Source organism: Aphanothece stagnina RSMan2012, assembly GCF_046764815.1.
Lineage (GTDB): Bacteria > Cyanobacteriota > Cyanobacteriia > PCC-6307 > Cyanobiaceae > NIES-981.
Window position 1 is genome coordinate 18,051 of the sequence record NZ_JBKOUC010000020.1, and the last position, 18,312, is coordinate 36,362.

At 58.2% G+C, this 18,312-nt stretch carries 16 protein-coding genes; 10 read left to right on the plus strand and 6 right to left on the minus strand.

The genetic code is table 11. From position 1 onward, the window contains the following. Positions 1-39: 39 nt before the first annotated feature. On the plus strand, positions 40-954 hold the full coding sequence (locus ACLNEE_RS12925) for a glycosyltransferase family protein (RefSeq protein WP_411421993.1): 915 nt from the start codon (positions 40-42) through the stop codon (positions 952-954). A 9-nt stretch (positions 955-963) separates the two neighbouring features. Here ACLNEE_RS12925 and ACLNEE_RS12930 read toward each other — a convergent pair whose 3' ends face one another. Both ACLNEE_RS12930 and ACLNEE_RS12935 read right to left on the minus strand, forming a co-directional pair. Next, positions 964-1,338: a hypothetical protein gene (locus ACLNEE_RS12930; RefSeq protein WP_411421992.1), complete on the minus strand. Its 375-nt coding sequence runs from the start codon at positions 1,336-1,338 to the stop codon at positions 964-966. Between the two features lie 848 nt (positions 1,339-2,186). After that, the gene (locus ACLNEE_RS12935) at positions 2,187-2,930 is read right to left on the minus strand and encodes a heparin lyase I family protein (RefSeq protein WP_411421991.1); all 744 of its coding nucleotides are present in this window, start codon (positions 2,928-2,930) and stop codon (positions 2,187-2,189) included. A gap of 708 nt (positions 2,931-3,638) precedes the next feature. Between ACLNEE_RS12935 and ACLNEE_RS12940 the strand changes: the two genes are divergently transcribed. The 3 genes from ACLNEE_RS12940 to ACLNEE_RS12950 all read left to right on the plus strand — a co-directional run bounded on the left by ACLNEE_RS12940 (position 3,639) and on the right by ACLNEE_RS12950 (position 7,422). Beyond that, positions 3,639-4,463, plus strand: coding sequence for a hypothetical protein (locus ACLNEE_RS12940; protein WP_411421990.1), 825 nt, complete (start codon positions 3,639-3,641; stop codon positions 4,461-4,463). 502 nt (positions 4,464-4,965) lie between these two features. Further along, a complete protein-coding gene (locus tag ACLNEE_RS12945; protein WP_411421989.1) occupies positions 4,966-5,736 on the plus strand; it encodes a hypothetical protein in 771 nt (256 codons plus the stop codon). Between the two features lie 1,017 nt (positions 5,737-6,753). After that, the gene (locus ACLNEE_RS12950) at positions 6,754-7,422 is read left to right on the plus strand and encodes a hypothetical protein (RefSeq protein ID WP_411421987.1); all 669 of its coding nucleotides are present in this window, start codon (positions 6,754-6,756) and stop codon (positions 7,420-7,422) included. A 178-nt stretch (positions 7,423-7,600) separates the two neighbouring features. Here ACLNEE_RS12950 and ACLNEE_RS12955 read toward each other — a convergent pair whose 3' ends face one another. Next, entirely contained in the window at positions 7,601-8,542 is a 942-nt protein-coding gene (locus ACLNEE_RS12955; protein ID WP_411421986.1) for a hypothetical protein, read from the minus strand. Positions 8,543-9,250: 708 nt separating this feature from the next. Here ACLNEE_RS12955 and ACLNEE_RS12960 point away from each other — a divergent pair. Then, positions 9,251-10,174: a hypothetical protein gene (locus ACLNEE_RS12960; protein WP_411421984.1), complete on the plus strand. Its 924-nt coding sequence runs from the start codon at positions 9,251-9,253 to the stop codon at positions 10,172-10,174. Here the strand turns inward: ACLNEE_RS12960 and ACLNEE_RS12965 are convergent. Further along, the gene (locus tag ACLNEE_RS12965; protein WP_412007206.1) at positions 10,131-11,735 is read right to left on the minus strand and encodes a glycosyltransferase family 2 protein; all 1,605 of its coding nucleotides are present in this window, start codon (positions 11,733-11,735) and stop codon (positions 10,131-10,133) included. The two genes, ACLNEE_RS12960 and ACLNEE_RS12965, sit on opposite strands and share 44 nt — an antisense overlap. Positions 11,736-11,831: 96 nt before the next feature. Here ACLNEE_RS12965 and rfbF point away from each other — a divergent pair, with 96 nt between their 5' ends. Genes rfbF through ACLNEE_RS12980 form a run of 3 tightly spaced genes read left to right on the plus strand, consistent with a single transcriptional unit; the run spans position 11,832 to position 14,749 of the window. Beyond that, positions 11,832-12,605 carry a glucose-1-phosphate cytidylyltransferase gene (gene rfbF, locus ACLNEE_RS12970; protein WP_411421982.1) on the plus strand — a complete coding sequence of 258 codons (774 nt, stop codon included), beginning with the start codon at positions 11,832-11,834 and terminating at the stop codon, positions 12,603-12,605. Beyond that, on the plus strand, positions 12,602-13,684 hold the full coding sequence (gene rfbG, locus ACLNEE_RS12975; protein ID WP_411421981.1) for a CDP-glucose 4,6-dehydratase: 1,083 nt from the start codon (positions 12,602-12,604) through the stop codon (positions 13,682-13,684). Before rfbF ends, rfbG begins: the two co-directional genes overlap by 4 nt. Before the next feature lie 3 nt (positions 13,685-13,687). Then, positions 13,688-14,749 (plus strand): hypothetical protein, encoded by a 1,062-nt coding sequence (locus ACLNEE_RS12980; RefSeq protein WP_411421980.1) that lies wholly within the window; start codon positions 13,688-13,690, stop codon positions 14,747-14,749. Here the strand turns inward: ACLNEE_RS12980 and ACLNEE_RS12985 are convergent. Further along, the gene (locus tag ACLNEE_RS12985; RefSeq protein WP_412007207.1) at positions 14,650-15,657 is read right to left on the minus strand and encodes a hypothetical protein; all 1,008 of its coding nucleotides are present in this window, start codon (positions 15,655-15,657) and stop codon (positions 14,650-14,652) included. The two genes, ACLNEE_RS12980 and ACLNEE_RS12985, sit on opposite strands and share 100 nt — an antisense overlap. A gap of 77 nt (positions 15,658-15,734) precedes the next feature. On the opposite strand from ACLNEE_RS12985, the gene ACLNEE_RS12990 reads away from it, so the two are divergent. Then, a complete protein-coding gene (locus ACLNEE_RS12990; RefSeq protein WP_412007208.1) occupies positions 15,735-16,274 on the plus strand; it encodes a dTDP-4-dehydrorhamnose 3,5-epimerase family protein in 540 nt (179 codons plus the stop codon). A 17-nt stretch (positions 16,275-16,291) separates the two neighbouring features. After that, the gene (locus tag ACLNEE_RS12995; RefSeq protein ID WP_411421977.1) at positions 16,292-17,530 is read left to right on the plus strand and encodes a methyltransferase domain-containing protein; all 1,239 of its coding nucleotides are present in this window, start codon (positions 16,292-16,294) and stop codon (positions 17,528-17,530) included. An 8-nt stretch (positions 17,531-17,538) separates the two neighbouring features. On the opposite strand, the gene ACLNEE_RS13000 is transcribed toward ACLNEE_RS12995, so the two are convergent. Continuing rightward, on the minus strand, positions 17,539-18,279 hold the full coding sequence (locus ACLNEE_RS13000; protein ID WP_411421976.1) for a sulfotransferase domain-containing protein: 741 nt from the start codon (positions 18,277-18,279) through the stop codon (positions 17,539-17,541). Between the last annotated feature and the right edge of the window lie 33 nt (positions 18,280-18,312).

Sequence of the window (18,312 nt, forward strand, 5' to 3'; positions counted from 1 at the left end):
CCAGGCGGGTGAGGATGGAGCCCCATCTTCGCGCCCCGCTTGAGACATCTCGATCTGCTGGTGGCAGCGCCGAGTGATCCGAGCGGTTTGGCGGGATGGGGCGACGTGGCCTTTGCCCAGAGCCTCCAGCGCGCGCTTCGAACCCGGGGGGTGGGCAGCCGGCTGCTGTTCCGGGACACCTACGAGCGCGCCAGCGCGCCACCCCCTGATACAGGCCTGCTCGTGCTACGCGGCAAGTTCCGGCCCAAAGCGGAGTGGCTGGCCCAGGCGTCCTATCGCACCCGGTTGCTCTGGCAGATCAGCTGGCCGCTCGATGTCAGTGGTCGAGAACTGGCGGCCTACGATCGGCTGTTCGTGGCCTCCGCCCAGGATCGCCAGCGGTTGGCCTACCTCAGCGGTAAGCCCACCCACACGCTTCTGCAGGCCACCGATTTCCGCAAGCCAGGCCCGCCGCTGTGGCCTTCCCGGGGGCTGCTGTTCGTGGGTAACACCCGGGGGGTTGACCGTCCCATCGTGCGGGCCTTCGCTCGCAGCGGGCTCCCTCTGACGGTGATCGGCAGCGGCTGGGAGGCCTATGGAATCGAGGTGCAGGATCGCAGCATCAGCAACCATGCCCTGCCAGGCCTCTATGCCGAGAGCCTGGCGGTGCTGAATGATCACCACGGCGCCATGCGCGATTTCGGCTACCTCAACAACCGGGTCTTTGATGTGCTGGCCTGCGGGGTGCCGGTGATCACCGACATGGCCCCCGGCTGCCCCGAGGAACTCCGTGCGGGGGTGCTCGTGCACGGGCCTGAAGACGAGCCCGCAGCGACCCTGGAGCGGGTCCTGGCGTGCCGATCGAGCCCTGGGCTGCTGAGGAGGCTGAGCCGGATCACCGCGCAGAACCACTCGTTCGAAGCGCGGGCGGAGACGCTGCTGGGGCTCTGTGAAACGGACTGCGCGTCGACGTGAACGGCCGGGCTACTTCGCTTTGGGTCGGGGAGCTGGAAGCTGGGGGAAGCCGGCCTTGTTGAGCATCTGCTCGACTTCCTCCACATAGAGCTGGAACCCCTCCAGCTGCAGGGCCTGGGCTCTGAGGTCCTTGGGGAGATCGGCCCAGGGATCCGGTTGGCCAGCCTTCACATCGCGTTTGAGCTTGATGCTGATGGCCTCCTGCATCAGCTCCTGAAACACGGGGAACTCGGGATCCTGCAGCATGGCCCGGCTGAGCTCCCGGGCCGCCACAACGCCCTTGTTGCTGGCCAGCAGCTGTTTGACACGCTCCACGGTGGCCTTGCGCCAGGCCTTCCATTCCTGAGGCGTGCGCTTGGCGGGTTGGTCGAGCAGCTCAGCCAAGCGTTGATGCGGTGAGCGCTTCGGTCTCAGAGTGAGGAATCTGGTGAACCGCCGCAACGGTGCCAACCACCGGTTGGATCGCTTGCCCTTACTGGATTTCTGGGATGGGCCAGTTTTTGACTTTGCCACTGCCAATGCCCTAACTCCATTCACAGGGTTGACTTGATTCGCATATTACATCATGTCGGACCGGGATCGGCGACTTCGAGAGATGGAAGGGAACGACTCAGAATTGCGCCATTGTTTTGATGGCAGGTCCGAAGTGTCTCGGGAGTTTATATTCAGCTGAGGGCTGTGCGCTGTTTGTGCTGCCTTTGCCCATCTTGTGTCGACGCCGGCACATCTGAATGGAGATTGGATTGCTGTTGGATTGCTGCAGCCTGGCCACGAAGTCCGTCGATGTGAACTGCATCCCTGGTCGGAGTGGAAGCTCTGAGGCTTGCGGCCAGTTTCCACGCAATATTCAGAGCCTACAGGCAGAATTCCGTGTCAAGGCTCTTGGAGTGTTTCCAGCTGAGCATATGACTAGAAAAGAGATTAACGATCGTCACCAGGTACAGAAATCCTTTCTGGAGGGAGATGTGGCTAATGTCAATCGCCGAGATCTGACCCACTTCCATGACCAGTCTGAGATCCACCGGGCAGGGGAAGCAAATCCATGCGGCGCATGGGATTGCTCACCCACCTCACACTTGGATCGGATGGATGGTGTGATCAGCGGCGATCTCCTGGATCGTCTTGCGGCCACTGATCGCCTCCCTGGCGACCCTGGCCTTGAACTCGGGGGGGGGGCGGTGAGGCGCTTGTTCAGCTGCTTCTCTACCCCCCCCCTGTTGCCCAGAGAATTCTTAGGAAAGCACAATGTTGTCGAAATCCGCCTGGAATAGGGACTGTTCGCTCTGCTTGTAGATGCCAAACTTTACCCTATAGCTGAACGGGGGCTTTCTTGATCCAATATTTCCACTAAATCGACCAATCTCCTTTCCGTCGACTGCAATATTGAAGAATCCACTATTCAAGGGATCAATGTTGTAGTTGATGCTTACCCGCTGCCATGCCCCTGGTTTCAGAGAGTAATTTGTAATCACATCCGTTATTGACACACCTCTGGGTGCGCCAGGAGCGGTACCCTTTTTGACAAATTGAAGTGTATGCGAAGTTCCCCTTTTGAGCCTTATTCCAGCAACAGGTCCTACACCATTACCCTGCCACCACTGAGCCAAGTAATAAAATCCTTTTGTGGCAGAAGAACTGTTGGGAATGCGAAGGTCAAAGCTGAGATTATAGGACTTGCCAAACTTGTAATATCCGGAGCTCTTGAATCCATAATGAGTGGGAGAATACTCGGAGCGATCGCGATCACTGCCGCGACCATTGGTACTGAAGGACAGATACCTTGACCCGGGGGCACCATTGACAACAGGGACATTTGCGCCTCCTTGTTTTAACAAGAACAGCGCAGCCCCAGAGCCTCTTTCGATATAATTGCCTCCGCGACCGATTGGACCCGCTTTGCTGGGCTTACTAATGAATCCCTCCCCGGTGATGGAGAATGGCTTGACACCTCGACGATTGTATTTATCCTTTCGCATCCAGCGAGGGAGCAGAGATTGGAGTAGGGGAGTCTCCCGCTCTCTTATTTTCTGTGAACGATCTGATTTCAAGGCCCTAGACCTTTCCATGTATGAGTTGACGTGTCAATTCTCGCTATAGTATGGAAGACTCTCGCTTTGTCAAGGGTAGACCTTGGGCCCTTCCCGGCTGGCTCAGGCTGTACGGCAGCGGCAGGCTTGAAGCTTGTAGATAATCATGCCAATTATTTGGTGCAGTAGATCGCAGGAATCTGCACGGGGAAGAGCCAACGACTGATTGGTTCGCTTCTGCTGCCGCGATCGATTGATAAAGCCTGCATGATCAGCCAGCGCCAGTTAGCTGAATAGCATCAAGTCTTTATAGGCAGCATTTCTGATGGCATCACTCGGCTCAACCTGGCTTAATCTCCCGGCATGAATTGCTGAATCGAGACGCAAGTTTCCTCGCATCTCCTTGTCGACTGGAACAATATAGTAGCGCTGCACAGTTGGAAATTAAATGCGACTTAAGATTTAAGACTATGGCCAAGAGCTCATCTCTTTGCTTCTAATGCTCTGAACCACACATCGTCTTATCTTCTTTTGGAGTTTCAGTAGTTTCCTCCCCAGTAAATTGACTCATGGGCATGTCTTCTCCTACACTGACTTCTGCAGGACCCTTGGGCAATTCGACCAAATTGTGGTCCCACCTCTGAGGCGTATTGACCAATGGCGAACGAACCAATCTTTCTCCTTGGAGTTGGTGCACAAAAATGTGGCACTAGCTGGCTCTATAAGCAGCTTGCAGCTCAGAGGGAGGTCATGATGTCGCCAATCAAGGAGCTTCATTATTGGGACCGCCGCTTTCATCCAGGCTTCTTCAGGCCAATAAATAGGGCCGCTCAGCTTGAGAAGCTCCTAAAGCAGCACGGGGAAAAGATGATTAAAAGTGATGCATTTGAGAGAATTGCGATGGAATGTGGAGAGGATTACTATTTGGCCTTCTTTCGTAGGCGGCTTAAGCCCCATCATAAAGTCTTGGGCGAAATAACTCCATCATATTCAATACTGAGCGATGTTGAGCTGCGCCACATAAGAGAGTTTATCCCTTATCGAACTAAGGCTGTGTTTCTCATGCGTGAACCAGTAGAGCGGATGTGGTCGCAATGCAAAATGGAGGCAATGAAAAGTGCGAATCGTGGTGGCAACAAAAGTGCTTACGACCTCTTCCGAAATAGCCTCCATGTCCCTCAGTATTCTGAGCGAGCCAGGTATGATCTCGCAGTCAAGAACTTGTTGGCGGCCTTCCCGCGAGAGGATGTCTTCTTCGGCTTTTATGAGACCCTGTTTGATAGTGCGGAGGTTCAAAGACTCGCTTTATTCCTTGAGATGGAGAAGCTTGACTTTGTATTAGATGCTAACCCTAATAAGAGTGATGAGCTTCCAAGGCCTGAAATAGAGGATTGGCGCAATGTTAGGGCTGGACTGTCACACGTGTATGAATTTGTCTTCGGCGAATTCGTTGGTCTTGTTCCCTCTTCCTGGCATGGTTAGATGTGTTTGATTCATGCGAGAAAGTCGAGGTGGAAATGGTTTGCGTCTTTTCCACACATGGACATTCTCCTTGGTGCGTGAGCCCTTCTGGGAATCTGTAGCGTGTTTTAGACTTCGCTTGCCGATCACAGCACGTTCCTGTGTCAAGTTGCTCGTTTTGAGGGCTCCTAAAACGAGAGGCTCAGTTGATGACGTTCACTTCGACAGGGACTGCCAGTAAGCTTCTTGTAGAGTACCAAGCCATGAGGCCTAAAGCCGCCATGTATTCCTATAGTAAACTCCCCTTGACTTAGGCGGCTTGAGGGCTTGAAGGCCCTCGGCCTCTTGGGACTTCTTTTATTCTCTTTCCGGTGAGTATGTTTTATTGTATTTATGTAGATTCGGCTCTGTCCCTGGCACAAATCCAATGAGACCCCTCATCCTTGCGAGCTTTCCGCGATCCGGCAATCATCTTTGTCGCTTCATCATTGAGTACGTCACGGGATGCGCAACGCAGGGCTGTATGGATAACTCACGTGACGTTCCCTTGGTCAACAACTCGTATGGTCTAGAGGGTTACGGAGATGTTCTTGCTCATGTAGATGCAAGCCGGATCGTTGCTTACAAGGCGCACAGTGCTGACGAGGTACGGTGCCTGTTTGTTGAGCACTTAGTGGATCCAAGAGGCATTTTGTTGTTAACGAGAAACCCTCTTTATTGCATCGCCTCCCATGTCCTCGGCAAGTTGGATAAGGCAAGAAGTCGAACAGGATTGCCTCAGGATGCTGACGAGCTCGCCCTGCTTTGCGAGAAAGCCATTGATCTTCAGTATGAAAAGTGGTTTGAGCTTTTGGGTTTGTATTATAGAACTAAGGCTCAAGGCCGCAATTGCGATCATGTCCTCTATGAGGATATGTGTAGCAGCCAAGAAGTAGATCGGGCGTCATTTCTGGCCAAGTTAGACAGAATTCTTGGTCGCCAGATCAAGGCCAGCCGAATGACTGAGCTTGTACGAGACTGGGATAATATCGTAATGGCTTCTGCGTCTGGGGAGGGTAGGGCATGGCGTGGAGCGATGACTTTTCTCCACGACAAGAATTTCAACCTTACAAAATTTGATTCCATCTACTCGCTTTCCGGGCTCATCACAAGGTTGGTCGTGAAGATTGACAAATCCCTGGATGAGGTTGTTGGTCACTCACGAAAGTTCCCGGCCTATGCTGCCCTGCAATCTGTTTTGGCCCGTTATCGGGATGAGATAGTGTCGTTTGATGTCACCTCGTTTGGAAACTAACCTCGGCAGTGTCTATAAGAAGTGACGCGATTGAGACGCCTTGAAGGCTTGTGGATTGGCCGCCAGCCCGAGCTTGGTCATGCTTGATTCGCCACGATGCCATGGCCAGCTCCATGTGGTCAGCAGTTGAAGCGGGCGGTGCTGGAGGCCGCCTGCATCCTTCACACCGATCTGGCCATTCTGGCCAGGTTGCCCATGCACAGTCACTGTTGACCTTGGTCGTTCAGCAGGAGATGGACATGAGGCACGTGCAGGACCAGCCGAAGCTCCAGCAGCGGGAACAGCCACAGTGGCACCAGCACAGGGCCCTGGCTGAGGCGGCGGCCATGTTGAGCCTCTCCAGGATGATGCAGCCCTGCTGGAGAGAGGAGGGGGGCATCTCGGCGGAGCATTGTCGTCGGGCACTGGCGACCCTGACGCCGGCGTGACGCCCGATGCTTGGGCCTGGCAACTGGCTGGGCGGCTTGAGGCGGGGTTCACCACCTTCAGCAGTGCAAGCCTCCCCGATCTCACTCGGATTCACCGCGGACGGCCAGGATGGCCCATCCGTACCATCGGATCAATCCAACCTGGCTCAAGCCAACCCGTGCTAATTTGGCAATAATGAATCAACGTATGACGCTCCCAGAAGTTATTATCCATATTGGAACTCACAAGACTGGGACTACCTCCATACAGAGATACCTAAGTCAGAATCGAGAGGAGCTTAAGGGGCTGGGTATTTGGTATCCAAGCTATTCAGAGCTCATGCCGGGAGCCCGTAATCATTACGCGCATCTCGACCTTGCCAGATCGATGGACTCGTCGGCTGTGAGGGCAAGATTCGGTGATGCTGAGATATCTGCAATGTGTCAAACAATTGTTCGCGAGCATACTCGGCATGCGTCTACACTTATAAGTGCGGAGCCCTTTTGGCGAGTCGGCTTTGGCGATTCGTCCACGGAGGATAGGTGGGAGCACAAGGCTCGTCTTGTTCAGCGCCTTAGGGATTTATTGAGTGGAGTTCGCGTCAAGATAGTGGCATGCCTGCGTGATCAGGCAGATTTTATTGAAAGCTATTACAGCGACACTATCCTCAAGACCGGTTATGCTGGCAGCGTTGATGATCTAATGCGTCAGCGCTCCCATCTGTTTGATTACCTCAAGCAGCTTGAGCTTTGGGAGTCACTGTTTGATCTTCAAGTCATTGGCTACCAAGACCTCGTCCAAGATCAGGATCTCCCAAGGAGCTTCATTGGTCGAACAACTGGAATTCCTCAAGAGAGCCTCCCAAGCGATCGGGGTCGAAGGTGGAATACAACCCATCCCGTCGAATGCTTGGTCATGAAGCGCTATCTGAACGGAGTCCCTGGAACCGACCGTGAGAATATCCTCAAAATCTATCATCGCTATAAGCGTTTCTATCTGAGGCGTTTTGAGTCTTCAATCCGCAGAAACCTCGAGCTCTCAGAAGCCTTCCTGGGAAGCAGAAAGCACTGGCTGTCTGCTTTGCAAGTCAAGGCCATTCGAGACCGCTATCATCAGGAGAATCTGCACATAGCAGGTAAGTATCAATGTCTTCTCAGCGGTATGCCTGGTGCTACCAAGACTAAAAGGTCTAGGCTGAAGCCTTGGCAGGAGTGTTTTCTAGTCGGTTGGATGTTGACCAACTACCCGCCTGATCGCAGTTGGTTTGTGGCCAATTAGTACTTTTTGTTGCCTGGTTTTGAATGCTGCCGACGGCTTCGTCTTGCCTTCGTCATGCTATACAAGTTGGATCGCATGGTTTCGATTCGTTCCTGAACTGGCCCTGGCTCACCGATTGTGGACCAGATCGAAGAATGGGATGGTCTTTGCTGGCACTTCTTTCACGAGATACTGGTTACTATTCACTTGAGATGGTTTCACCATGCAACTCCACTACATTCTGTTTGATACCGGCCCTGCGGTTCTCGGCAACGATTTCGCCTAGGTATTTTCGGCTCCAGCTGTTCTTGAAATAATAGAGGTTCTGTGGTGCCGTCGCTGCGAGAAGTCCAGAGAACCCTCCTTTGTGTATCGCTACGTGACTCATCCTGGAGCCCAGGCAGATATGTATATCAGGCTCTGCGATGATGAACGCTGACATGGGTAGATATTCGAATATTCGATCCATTGAGTCGTCGAACGACTTGCATATTGTGGCCCTAGCCACTTCTGCATCTTGAGTTACATACTCGCTCTTGCGAAGACCTTTGCTTTTTGCGGATACCCAGTGGTTGTGAAGTCCGGTGATGCAGTAGGTATGGGTGATGCCAAGTCGTTCGATCATATCCCTTAGTCCTGCTAGGTAGCGTCTTTCGACCAGGCCTTGGTCGCCGAGTCGAAAATGAATAAGCAGTGACTTGTCGCCTGTTGTTAGGCTGCCTAGTGCTGAGCCATCAAGGGTCTTGGCTGTATATTGATCAATGGCTTGTTTCAGGCCCTGGAGGCATGGGTGACGAGTGGTTGATAAATCTTCCGAATATAGACGGTAGTAAATACTTGCGATCGTTCCTGGATAGCGTAGCGACTTTTTCGAGTTTATTAATAGCTTTGAGAGGTATTTGCTGTCGCTCTCGGGCCGGTGCCTGAGGTTGAACAGCAGCATATCGCCAAGATTGTAGCAGTCTGAGTAAGCCTGAGCCCGAGAGTCGGTCCTATTGATGAATAGGCTGGAGAGCTGTCTTGCGACTTCGCCTTCCGGGACTGAATCATTTCCTTGGTTTTGGAGGGTGACCAGCTTGTGATCTTTATGGGTCTCTATGTGAAAGCGGAAGCCCCCCTCTTCAGTGGCTGTTGCGTCCATTCTTTTGGCTGAATTCTTGAGACTCTATCATGGGGGCTATCGTTGGCTATTTCGTTGGCTTGGCGCGGAGCTTGTTGCCCTTTCGTGATGTCATGGCTGTTGTCTGGATCTGCGCCTTGTCCATACTTTTCGGTCGTCTTTTCCTGGAGTCAACCCCACGCGGCCCTGTTCAGGGCACCCGGTCTTTGGACTGCCTGTGCACTCTCCCTTGACCTTGTCCGGTGACCTTGTTGAATTCCAGATCCATTGAGAGGCCGATTCTGTCTGGCTGATGCACGGTGTATCTCCTCGTTGGTGTAGCTCCTCGTTGGCCTGTTGGGTGGAATCTCAGTCATGTGGGGGTGTGGCAAGTATTTCTGCTTGGGGCCCTGCGTCATGTCTGCCCTGTGCGCCCTTCTACCCCTTGCCCTCTGCCGCTGTCAGTCCCCGGCTGTTCCCCATGGGTCCTCTGGATGGCAGAGCCCCGCCACCAAGTCTCAGCAGTCTCAGGCCTGCCCAGAGCGGCGCGTCAGGGACTGCCTGCCGATGAGGTCCACTGCCATCGTTTCGTGTCGCTCGAGGGCGGCGGCGCCATGAGCCGCTTTCCCCTACTGTTCAACCTCTCCTGCTTCTCGATGACCTCCCTTGACTAGCGACGTCAGTGCTGTCCAGATCCTCCCCCAGCCCGCCCTGCTCCATGGGCTGGGGGAAGAGTCCGTTCGGCGGACTGTGAGGGCCTTCGAGCTTGCCGATGTCGCTGTGGAGTGGCTCCGTGACCCTGATGATGTTGAGCAGGCCCCCGGACCGCGCCTCTTGCTTTATGCCCCCCCGGACCTCGTTCTTGGCCCGTGGCTTGTGGAGAACAGCCAAAGCCTGGCCAGCAGTTATGAGCAGATCGGTTCCCTTGCCTCCAGGCTCAACCTCCATCAGCCCTCAGTTCCTCTTCGGCTCGTCAACATTTCGCTGTGCTCGATGCCCCGTCTCATCACCTGGGCAGTTCAGGTTCTCACCGCCTCTGCAGAGACAGCATCAGGAGCCTTGGAGACATCTGGAGCGGAGCCCGACCTTTGGTTTCGACCCCAGCCTGCTCCGACCGATGCCCTGATCGCTTTGGAGCTCCTCCGGGAGCAGCCCAGTGTTCTTCCTGCTTATCAGGCACTTGAGCAGCACCCCTTGGCGGCTCGTGCTGATGACCGCAGCCCTGACCTGACCTATCCCATGCGGCTGCAAAACGCTGTGTCCCTGGACAAGTTGCTGCGGATGCGGCAATGCTCGGTTGGTCTTGATGCAGAGCTCCGACAGCTCGGTGTCGATCTCGGTGCCGCCCAGGCTGAACTGATCGATTCCGCTTGGGTGCGTGAACAGCTCGGGGAGCAGATTCATCAGATGCATGACGAGTTGCGCCGCCTGCACGAGAAACTGCACCAGGGCGAGGAGGAAGCCAATGTCCTTCGGGCCACCATCGGCGACCGTCAGGAGGAGCTTCATGAACTGCAGCGACGCCATGCGGAACTGCAGGCCAACCAGCAGGAGATTCAGACCTCACTGGAGCAGGCTGTTCAGTGCTCTCGAACTCAAAGCAAGATGCACGCCGGGCTGGTCACCTTGCTCAGCAACCTTCAGCAGCAGATGGCACTGCTGCGTCAGGCCTGAGGACTGGCTGGGGTGCGTGAAGCCAGCGAGGTCGATCGACTCTGTCAACCGACCGGAAACCAACCAGCCTGAGCCCATCGGGCTCGATCGCTCGCTCGAGTGATCCACTGTCTGGAATGGGCCACCGCGCGATCATCCGGCTGCGATTCGCCTCGATGTACCGATACCGCCCCGGACTGGAACCCTCGGGATGGATCACCTCGCTGGACGGTACGACCGCGCAGCTGCCACCGAACCTTGCCGTCAATCGTAGGCAGAGATCGGTGTCTTCCTGTCCATTGAGGTAGGCCACATCAAAGCCCTTCACGGCCGCGAATTCACAGGCACGCAGCAGCACGCAGGCGGCGGTCACGGCCGGTACCCGGCGTGGATGCATCAGGGCTGAATCGCGAGCTGCTCCAGCATGGAGCGCTATCCCCAGAGGACTGGCGGATCCAAACACGATTCCGAGGCACTGGATCCGACCGCTTGGTGTGATCAGGGCCGGTTGGGCCGCACGGCAGCTCGGGTCTTCCAGGGCTTCGACCAAAGGGGACAAGGCATCACGATTGACCTGGGCATCACTGTTGAGGAAGAGAACGTGCTGCCCTCGAGAAGCGCTGAATCCGAGATTGCAGCCGAGCGCAAAGCCGTAGTTCCTCGGGTTGCGCACCATGCGCACCCGCCGATCCTGGTAGGGGGCCTCAGACAGCACCGCACAGGTGGCCGGGTCGGTATTGCCGTTATCCACCAGGATGATTTCAACTTGTGGCTGGGCTGCGATCTGCCTGAGGCTGCGGAGGCAGCCGGCCAGTTGATCGCCGGCACCCCAGACCGGGATGACGATGGAGACGAGGCCAGCTTCCCTTGGGCGGCTGGCCTCCATCTCCCAGTTCAGTCGTCGGCGTTCCTCGAGCAGCAACTGGTGCGTCAGGGCACGGGCTTGCAGCCAATGCCGCGGCAGTTCTGTCGGCGAAAGCTGATGCTGCACCGATGTCCCGATCCACGACAGCCAGCCCCATGGCCGCCAGGCAAGCAGCCATTCCCGGGCCAGGGTCAGGCGGATGGGCCTTTCGAGGGCCGGAACTCCCTGATCACGGCCATTCAGGTGAACCAGCTGACCGCCCGGCATCAGCACCTGATGCTCATCAGCGGTGAGCATCCCCGGCAGTTGGCAGGCGGCGTACTCATCGAGGCTCAGCTCCACGCTCACTTGGGCATCCCAGATCAGTTGGTAGAGCGCCGCGAGGCGGAAGGCCGGCTCCTCCGCTGTGTTGATGCGTACGGTGTGAGTGGGATGCTCCACCACATGGGCCAGCCACACGTCAGGCTCGTCCCAGGAGCCCTGGGTGATCGCCACCGCTGCTGGCTGCCGGTGCTCCAGCTTGGCCAGCAGCGCATGCTGGGCCATGGAACGGCAGAGGGGCTTCAGCCAGGGTGAGCTATCCGCCAGGACGATCAGGATGCGCAGGGCATCGCACTCCTGACGATGCCTGATCAGACTGGCGGCCTGGATGAGCTCTCGGTTGCCATGCGGCAACCAGTCCAGGTCAGGGGCGTTCGGGAAGGTGAGGGCGCCCATGGAGGCGGATGCTGGAGGTGGTGGGCGTCTGGTGGCCCGGATGGGCGGAACCGCTCTCAAGCAAGGCTTAGGGTGTGCGGCAGTATCTCAGGCTGCATGAAAGCTGTCATCCTCGCAGGCGGTCTCGGCACCCGTCTCTCCGAGGAGACCCAGGTTCGGCCCAAGCCCATGGTTGAGGTGGGTGGGCGCCCAATCCTCTGGCATATCCTTAAGATCTACAGCTCTTTCGGAATCAACGACTTCATTGTTTGTTGCGGCTACAAGGGTTATATGATCAAGGAATACTTCGCGAACTATTTCTTGCATACTAGCGACGTTACCTTTCACATGGATGAGGGTAATCGCATGGAGGTTCACCATCAGAAGACGGAGCCATGGAAGGTCACCCTTGTGGATACCGGTGAGTTGACCCAGACTGGGGGGCGACTGGCTAGGGTCCGCTCCTACCTGGGGGATACACCATTCTGCTTCACCTACGGCGACGGCCTGGCGGATGTGGATGTGGATGCCCTTGTCACCCATCACCATCAGCGAGGTCTCAAGGCAACCCTGACGGCCGTACAGCCTCCCGGTCGCTATGGGGCGCTGCACCTTGAGCAGGATCTGGTACAGCAGTTTCAGGAAAAGCCTGATGGGGATAATGCCTGGATCAATGGGGGGTTCTTTGTTCTGGAACCTTCGGTTTGCGATCTGATTCAAGACGACGACTGTGTTTTCGAGTCCGATGTACTGCCCCAGCTGGCGGCACGCGGTGAGCTGACAGCTTTTCGCCATGGAGGGTTCTGGCAACCGATGGACACCCTGCGCGAGCGCAACCGCCTGGAGGCGCTCTGGGAGAGTGGCCAGGCTCCCTGGAAGCGCTGGTCATGACGTGGGACCCAGCCTTCTGGAATGGACGTTCGGTGCTGATCACCGGACACACCGGCTTCAAGGGAGCCTGGTTGGCGCTCTGGTTGCTGCAACTCGGGGCCCAGGTCCATGGCCTTGCCCTGGCCGCCGAAGGGGAGCGGAATCTCTACGCAGACTTGGCCCTGGAGACCGCTTACCCAGGGCAGTTCATCGCGCGGATCGTTGATCTTCGCGATCCCCTGGCCGCTGCCAGCGCGGTGCAAGATGCCGCACCGTCAGTCGTGATTCACCTGGCCGCCCAGGCTCTGGTGCGACGGAGTTATGCCGACCCGATCGGGACCTGGTCGACGAACCTCATGGGCAGCCTCCATCTCCTGGAAGCGCTCAAGCCGCTGCAGCAGCACTGTGCCGTGGTGATGGTCACCACCGACAAGGTCTACGCCAACCAGGAGTGGATCCATGGCTACCGCGAACTGGATCCCCTTGGAGGTCATGACCCCTACAGCGCCAGCAAGGCCGGGGCAGAGATCGCCATCGCGTCCTGGCGTGACAGTTTCTGTGGCCAGGCTCCCCATCAGGTCAGCCACCTCGCGATCGCCACAGCCCGAGCCGGCAACGTGATCGGCGGCGGCGACTGGGCCGAGGACCGGATTGTCCCCGATGCCATCCGCGCCTGCGCTAAGGGCGAGCCCATCGCGCTCCGGCGTCCCCAGGCGACTCGACCCTGGCAGCATGTGCTTGAACCTCTCGGTGCTTATCTGCTCCTGGCCGAAGCGCTCAGTCGCGATCCTCTGGCCCATGCGGAAGCCTGGAACTTCGGGCCCGCGCTGGAGTCCAGCCGCTCGGTCCATCAGCTCATCGAGACTCTGCATGGTCACTGGCACGGCAGCTGGTTCGATGCCAGTGATCCAGCGGATCCGCATGAGGCTGGCCTGTTGCACCTCGCGATCGACAAGGCCTGGCACCAGCTGGCCTGGCGACCCAGGTGGTGTTTCGAGACCGCCGTCGCCCGCACGGCCCGGTGGTACCGGCAGGTGGAGGAAGGCGCATCCCCGCTGGCCTGTTGCCAGTCCGATCTGGCGGCCTACCTGGAGGCCTGAGCTGTGGATGAGCGTCTGCAGGCGATCTTTGCTGCGCGTTATGGCATCAGCCTGGATCATCTGAATGGGAAGCATGTCTCCACTGCGAGGGGCTACCAAAGCCGCAATGATCCCTATGGCGTTCACCTAGGAGCCAAGGCGATGCCTGAGGCCTTTGATGGTCGGGTTGACGCCCTGAGGATTCACCGTCTGGAGCGGTTTTCCAACAGCCTGGCCCAGCTTTGCCATGCCTCCCATCTGGCTCGAAGACTTGGAGTCAAGATTGTGGAGATTCCCGATGCCTGGTATGTCCGTCCAGGAAAGACAACTTTGGCGGACGGACTCATGCTCGTCAATGGTACAGGTCATTTCTCCAGGCTTCATACCCGATTGGAGGGGCGCTTCTTTTATTGCCGTACCTTGCAATCGCTGGCTGCTCCTCAACCAGGTTTCCGCTCGCTTCTGTCACAGTTGCAGCCAGCCATCAGGGTCTCTTCGCCCGACAGTGCCTTGCCTGATGACCATTTGGTGGTTCATCTGCGCTCTGGAGATGTCTTCGAGGCTGATCCTCACCCGGCCTATTATCAGCCCCCGCTTGCATTTTACCTGAAAGTGCTAAAGCGACGAGACTGGTCTCACGTCCATTTGGTTTTTGAAGACTTTGCCAATCCGGTCGTCCTGGCGTTGACGCAATACTGCCAGGGCAGAGGGATCGGGGTCTCGCTTCATAGTTGGGGTCTGGACCATGACATTGCCTTTCTTCTGCGCGGTCGACACTTTGCGGCCGGCCGAGGCACCTTCATGCAGGGGGTGATTGCCCTGGCTCCCTTTGCATCCACCGTCTATAGTTTCTGGCCGTTTGATCCAGATAATGTCTGGGGACTCGAGGGGGTTGAAAATATCTTAATAGCGGACCGTAAGGGGCGTTATCTCAAGAGGATTAGGCCTTGGCACAATACGGTTCGGCAGCGTTCCTTGATGTTGTCTTATCCGCTGAAGTTTCTGCGCGAGTCCAAGCCCGGGGCTTTTCGAAGCAGGGCTTCGGCGAGGCTCTCCAAGCCCTCCAGCGATACCTGCTCCCGCTGATGCAGGGTCTTCTGGGGCCACTCCGCACCCCAGGCTTTCCGGGCCAGTCTCTGCTGGGCGATGGCGATGCTTTCCGGAAGTTCGACCTGCTCGATCACCAGGGGGGCCCAGGGGTGATTGATCATGTTTGTACAGGTTTGTTCCCGTTCGATGCTCTTTTTGATCAGCCCAACCAGTTGTTGCCTCCGAGCGCCTTTGGGTGGCTTCCCCAGCCCCTGAACGACCAAGCGGCTGAGATGGAACTGGCGCAGGCTGGCCTGAGAGGAGGTCTGGTGCTGGGGGAGCCAGTGCAGTGGTTGGACGGGATGGCCGGTTCGCAGCACGTCCAGCAAGGTTTCGAAGGAAGGTTCGGGATCTCTGGCGGTCTGGGAGGTATGCAGGACAAAGCGAACCCCCAGGGCCCCGCACCGCTCCAGCAGGGGCATGAACAGGCGGTCCACGTGGTAGCGGAGTGGATGGTGTTGCAACCGCTTCGCCACGAAGTCCCCAAAGGTTCCACCCCAGCGCAGGGCCATCACGGCCCGGGCGTAGTCACGTGCCATCAGCTCCTCGCCATCCAGCAGGTGCACCATGATCACGAGCCGGAACCCTCGCTCCTCAAGCTGAGGGCGTAACCGTTGAAGCCTGCGCTCCTGGAGCAGGGGGCTCAGCATGGACTGATCGGAGACCCAGACAGCCTTCTTCCGGTGCCATGGGTTCCAGCGTCGTCGCTGTTCCTGGCGTTGCCAGAGCTTCCAGTTGTTGCGAAGAATGGCAGGAAGAAGGCTTTCGGGGGGGCGACAATCGATCCCCCAGTGCTTCAGCAGGTGGCGGTTGGTCTCCACCTGCCGGCTCAGGTCGGCGATCAGGTTGGACGACTGGCCGGTGTGGATCACCAGATCCCGGGGGCTGATGGAGGGCTGCGCCAATGTCATCTGCGGGGGACCCGCAGCCTACGGGTGGTGTGGTCTGCCAGGCTGGTTCGCGACTCCCTCCCCACCCTGCGGTGCATCCCCAGGCTCAGCCCACGCCGATCCAGGGTCTGGTCGAGCTCTGCTCGCGTGCCCACAGCGATGTCCGGGGCAGTTTCCTGAACGCGTACCGCCGGGAGGACTTCGCTCCGTGGTGGGGCGAGCGGCCGGTCCATCAGGTCAATGTGAGTCGCACGGAGCGGGTCGGAGCCATCCGGGGGTTGCACGGGCAGCAGGGGGAAGCGCCCGAGGCCAAGCTCGTGCGCTGTCTGCGGGGCCGGGTGTTTGACGTCGCGGTGGATCTGCGACCGGCCTCGCCCACCCTGGGCCAGTGGCAGGCGATCGAGCTCAGCCCGGCGGCAGGCAATGCCTGGTTGATTCCAGAAGGGTGTCTGCATGGTTTCCAGGTGTTGGAGCCGGGCAGTGAGCTGCTGTATGTGCATTCCTCCCCCTACCGGCCGGAAGACCAGGTCGGTGTGGTGTGGAATGATCCCGATCTGGCCATCGCCTGGCCCCTCCCCCCGGTGGACCTGAGCCCGCGGGATCTGCAGCTCCCCAGGTTCGGCTCCCTCTGATCCCTGCTCCCCTGGTCTTGACCCATCACCATTGCCGGCACTGTTGCGCACCGCTCGAGCGGGAGGTGATCGATCTGGGGCATCAGCCTCCGAGCAATGCCTACCTCAGCGCCGATCAGCTGAGCCAGCCGGAACTCACCTACCCCCTCAAGGTGTACGTGTGCACGCAGTGTTGGCTGGTGCAACTCCCCGCCCATGCCGCGGCGGAGACGTTGTTCACGGCGGACTACGCCTACTTCTCCAGCACCTCCACCAGCTGGTGTGCCCACGCCGCACACTTCGTGGATCACGCCTGTCGGCGTCTGGACCTGAATGCCGAGAGTCTGGTGGTGGAGCTGGCCAGCAATGATGGCTACCTGTTGCAGTACGTGCAGCAGCGCCTGATTCCCTGCCTGGGTATCGAGCCCACGGCGGCCACCGCGGCCGTGGCGCGGCAGCGGGGCATCGAGTCGATCGAGCGCTTCTTCGGTGTGGCGCTGGCCGAGGAGCTGGTCGAGGCGGGGCGTCGGGCCGACCTGATCGTGGCCAACAACGTGCTGGCCCACGTGCCTGACATCAATGATTTTCTGGCGGGCATGACCCGGTTGCTGCAGCCGCAGGGCCAGGTGTCGATCGAGTTTCCCCATCTTCTGGAGCTGCTCGAGGGCAACCAGTTCGACACGATCTACCACGAGCACTACAGCTACATCAGCCTGGGCTCGTTGCAGCGGATGGCCAGTGCCGCAGGGCTCCGCGTGATCGATGTGGAGCGTCTGCCCACCCATGGCGGCAGCCTCAGGGTGTGGTTGGCCCGGGCGGACGGGGCCCTGCAGCCGGATGGGGCTGCCCTGCAGCGTCTCCAGGCCGTTCGGAACGCTGAGCGGCAGGGGGGCCTGGAGAGGCTGCAGGCCTATGAAGGCTTTCAGCAGCGGGCGGAATCCGCCAAGCACGCCCTGCTCCGCTTCCTGCTCAGCCAGCGGGAACGGGGTCAGCACGTGCTGGGGTATGGAGCAGCTGCGAAAGGCAACACACTGCTGAACTACGCCGGCGTGCGTGCCGATCTGCTGGCCGCCGTGGCCGACAAGGCGGCCAGCAAGATCGGGACATTCCTGCCGGGGAGTCACATCCCGGTGGTTTCGCCCGAGCAGTGGCTGGCCATGGAGCCCCAGCAGGTGCTGGTGCTCCCCTGGAACCTTGCCGCCGAGGTCAGGAGCTCCTTTGCAGACCACCCCGAGCTGGTGTTCCACAAGGCGATACCCAGCCTGCAAGTGATCTGAGGGCCCCCTCAGCCCGGTTGCGGTATAGGGTACATGGATTTGCGGAAACTGAGCGGATAGCCCTTCTGGCGCAGCCAGCGGCGTCCGGCATGCTCGGCGGCGATCGCTTCCGCCACCGAGAGAGTGTCCTTCCAGGCCCCCGCGCGTCCATCGGTGATGTGGTTGGTTGTGATGAACGTTTCACGTTGCAATGAGCGGTTCCCTTCGCTCACCCTTTGCGAGCGTTCCCGTTGTTTCTCGGGGGAGGCATCCTCCACGAGGGCGGCTTTCCTTTCGGAACTGATCGAGATCTCCAGGAATCGGCCCAATGCATCGACGAGGGCCGGCAGGTCGTGGACGATCTGCTCATAACGACCGATCCAGCAATTCCGGCGTGCCTCGAAGACTGCACCGATCTCGGTTTCCTCCTTGACGAATTGTGCAGCGATCTCCGGTCCCCGATCGCTGCTTCCGAGGATGAAACGATTCTTGCGCCAGGCTGAAGCCAGGGCATCGCGCACGTCCCGGTAGGTGTAGAGATAACGCACGCCCTGATCCGGCAGGGCGCGCCGCAGGTCGCGGCGAGGGATGTGGACCTTGCTCAACCAGATCTGCTCGGGGTCGTTGGCGCGCTCTTGCATCTCGGCGACAGAGTCACCCAGGCCGTTGGTGCTGATGCGGGGTTCACAGGTCTCGCTCAACAAGCCTCGGGTGAGTTGTGCGACCAAGGTGGAGCCTGACCGGTGCATTCCGCAGACAACAACGAGCATCGGTAACAAATCCAGGTGGCAGGACAGTTGATG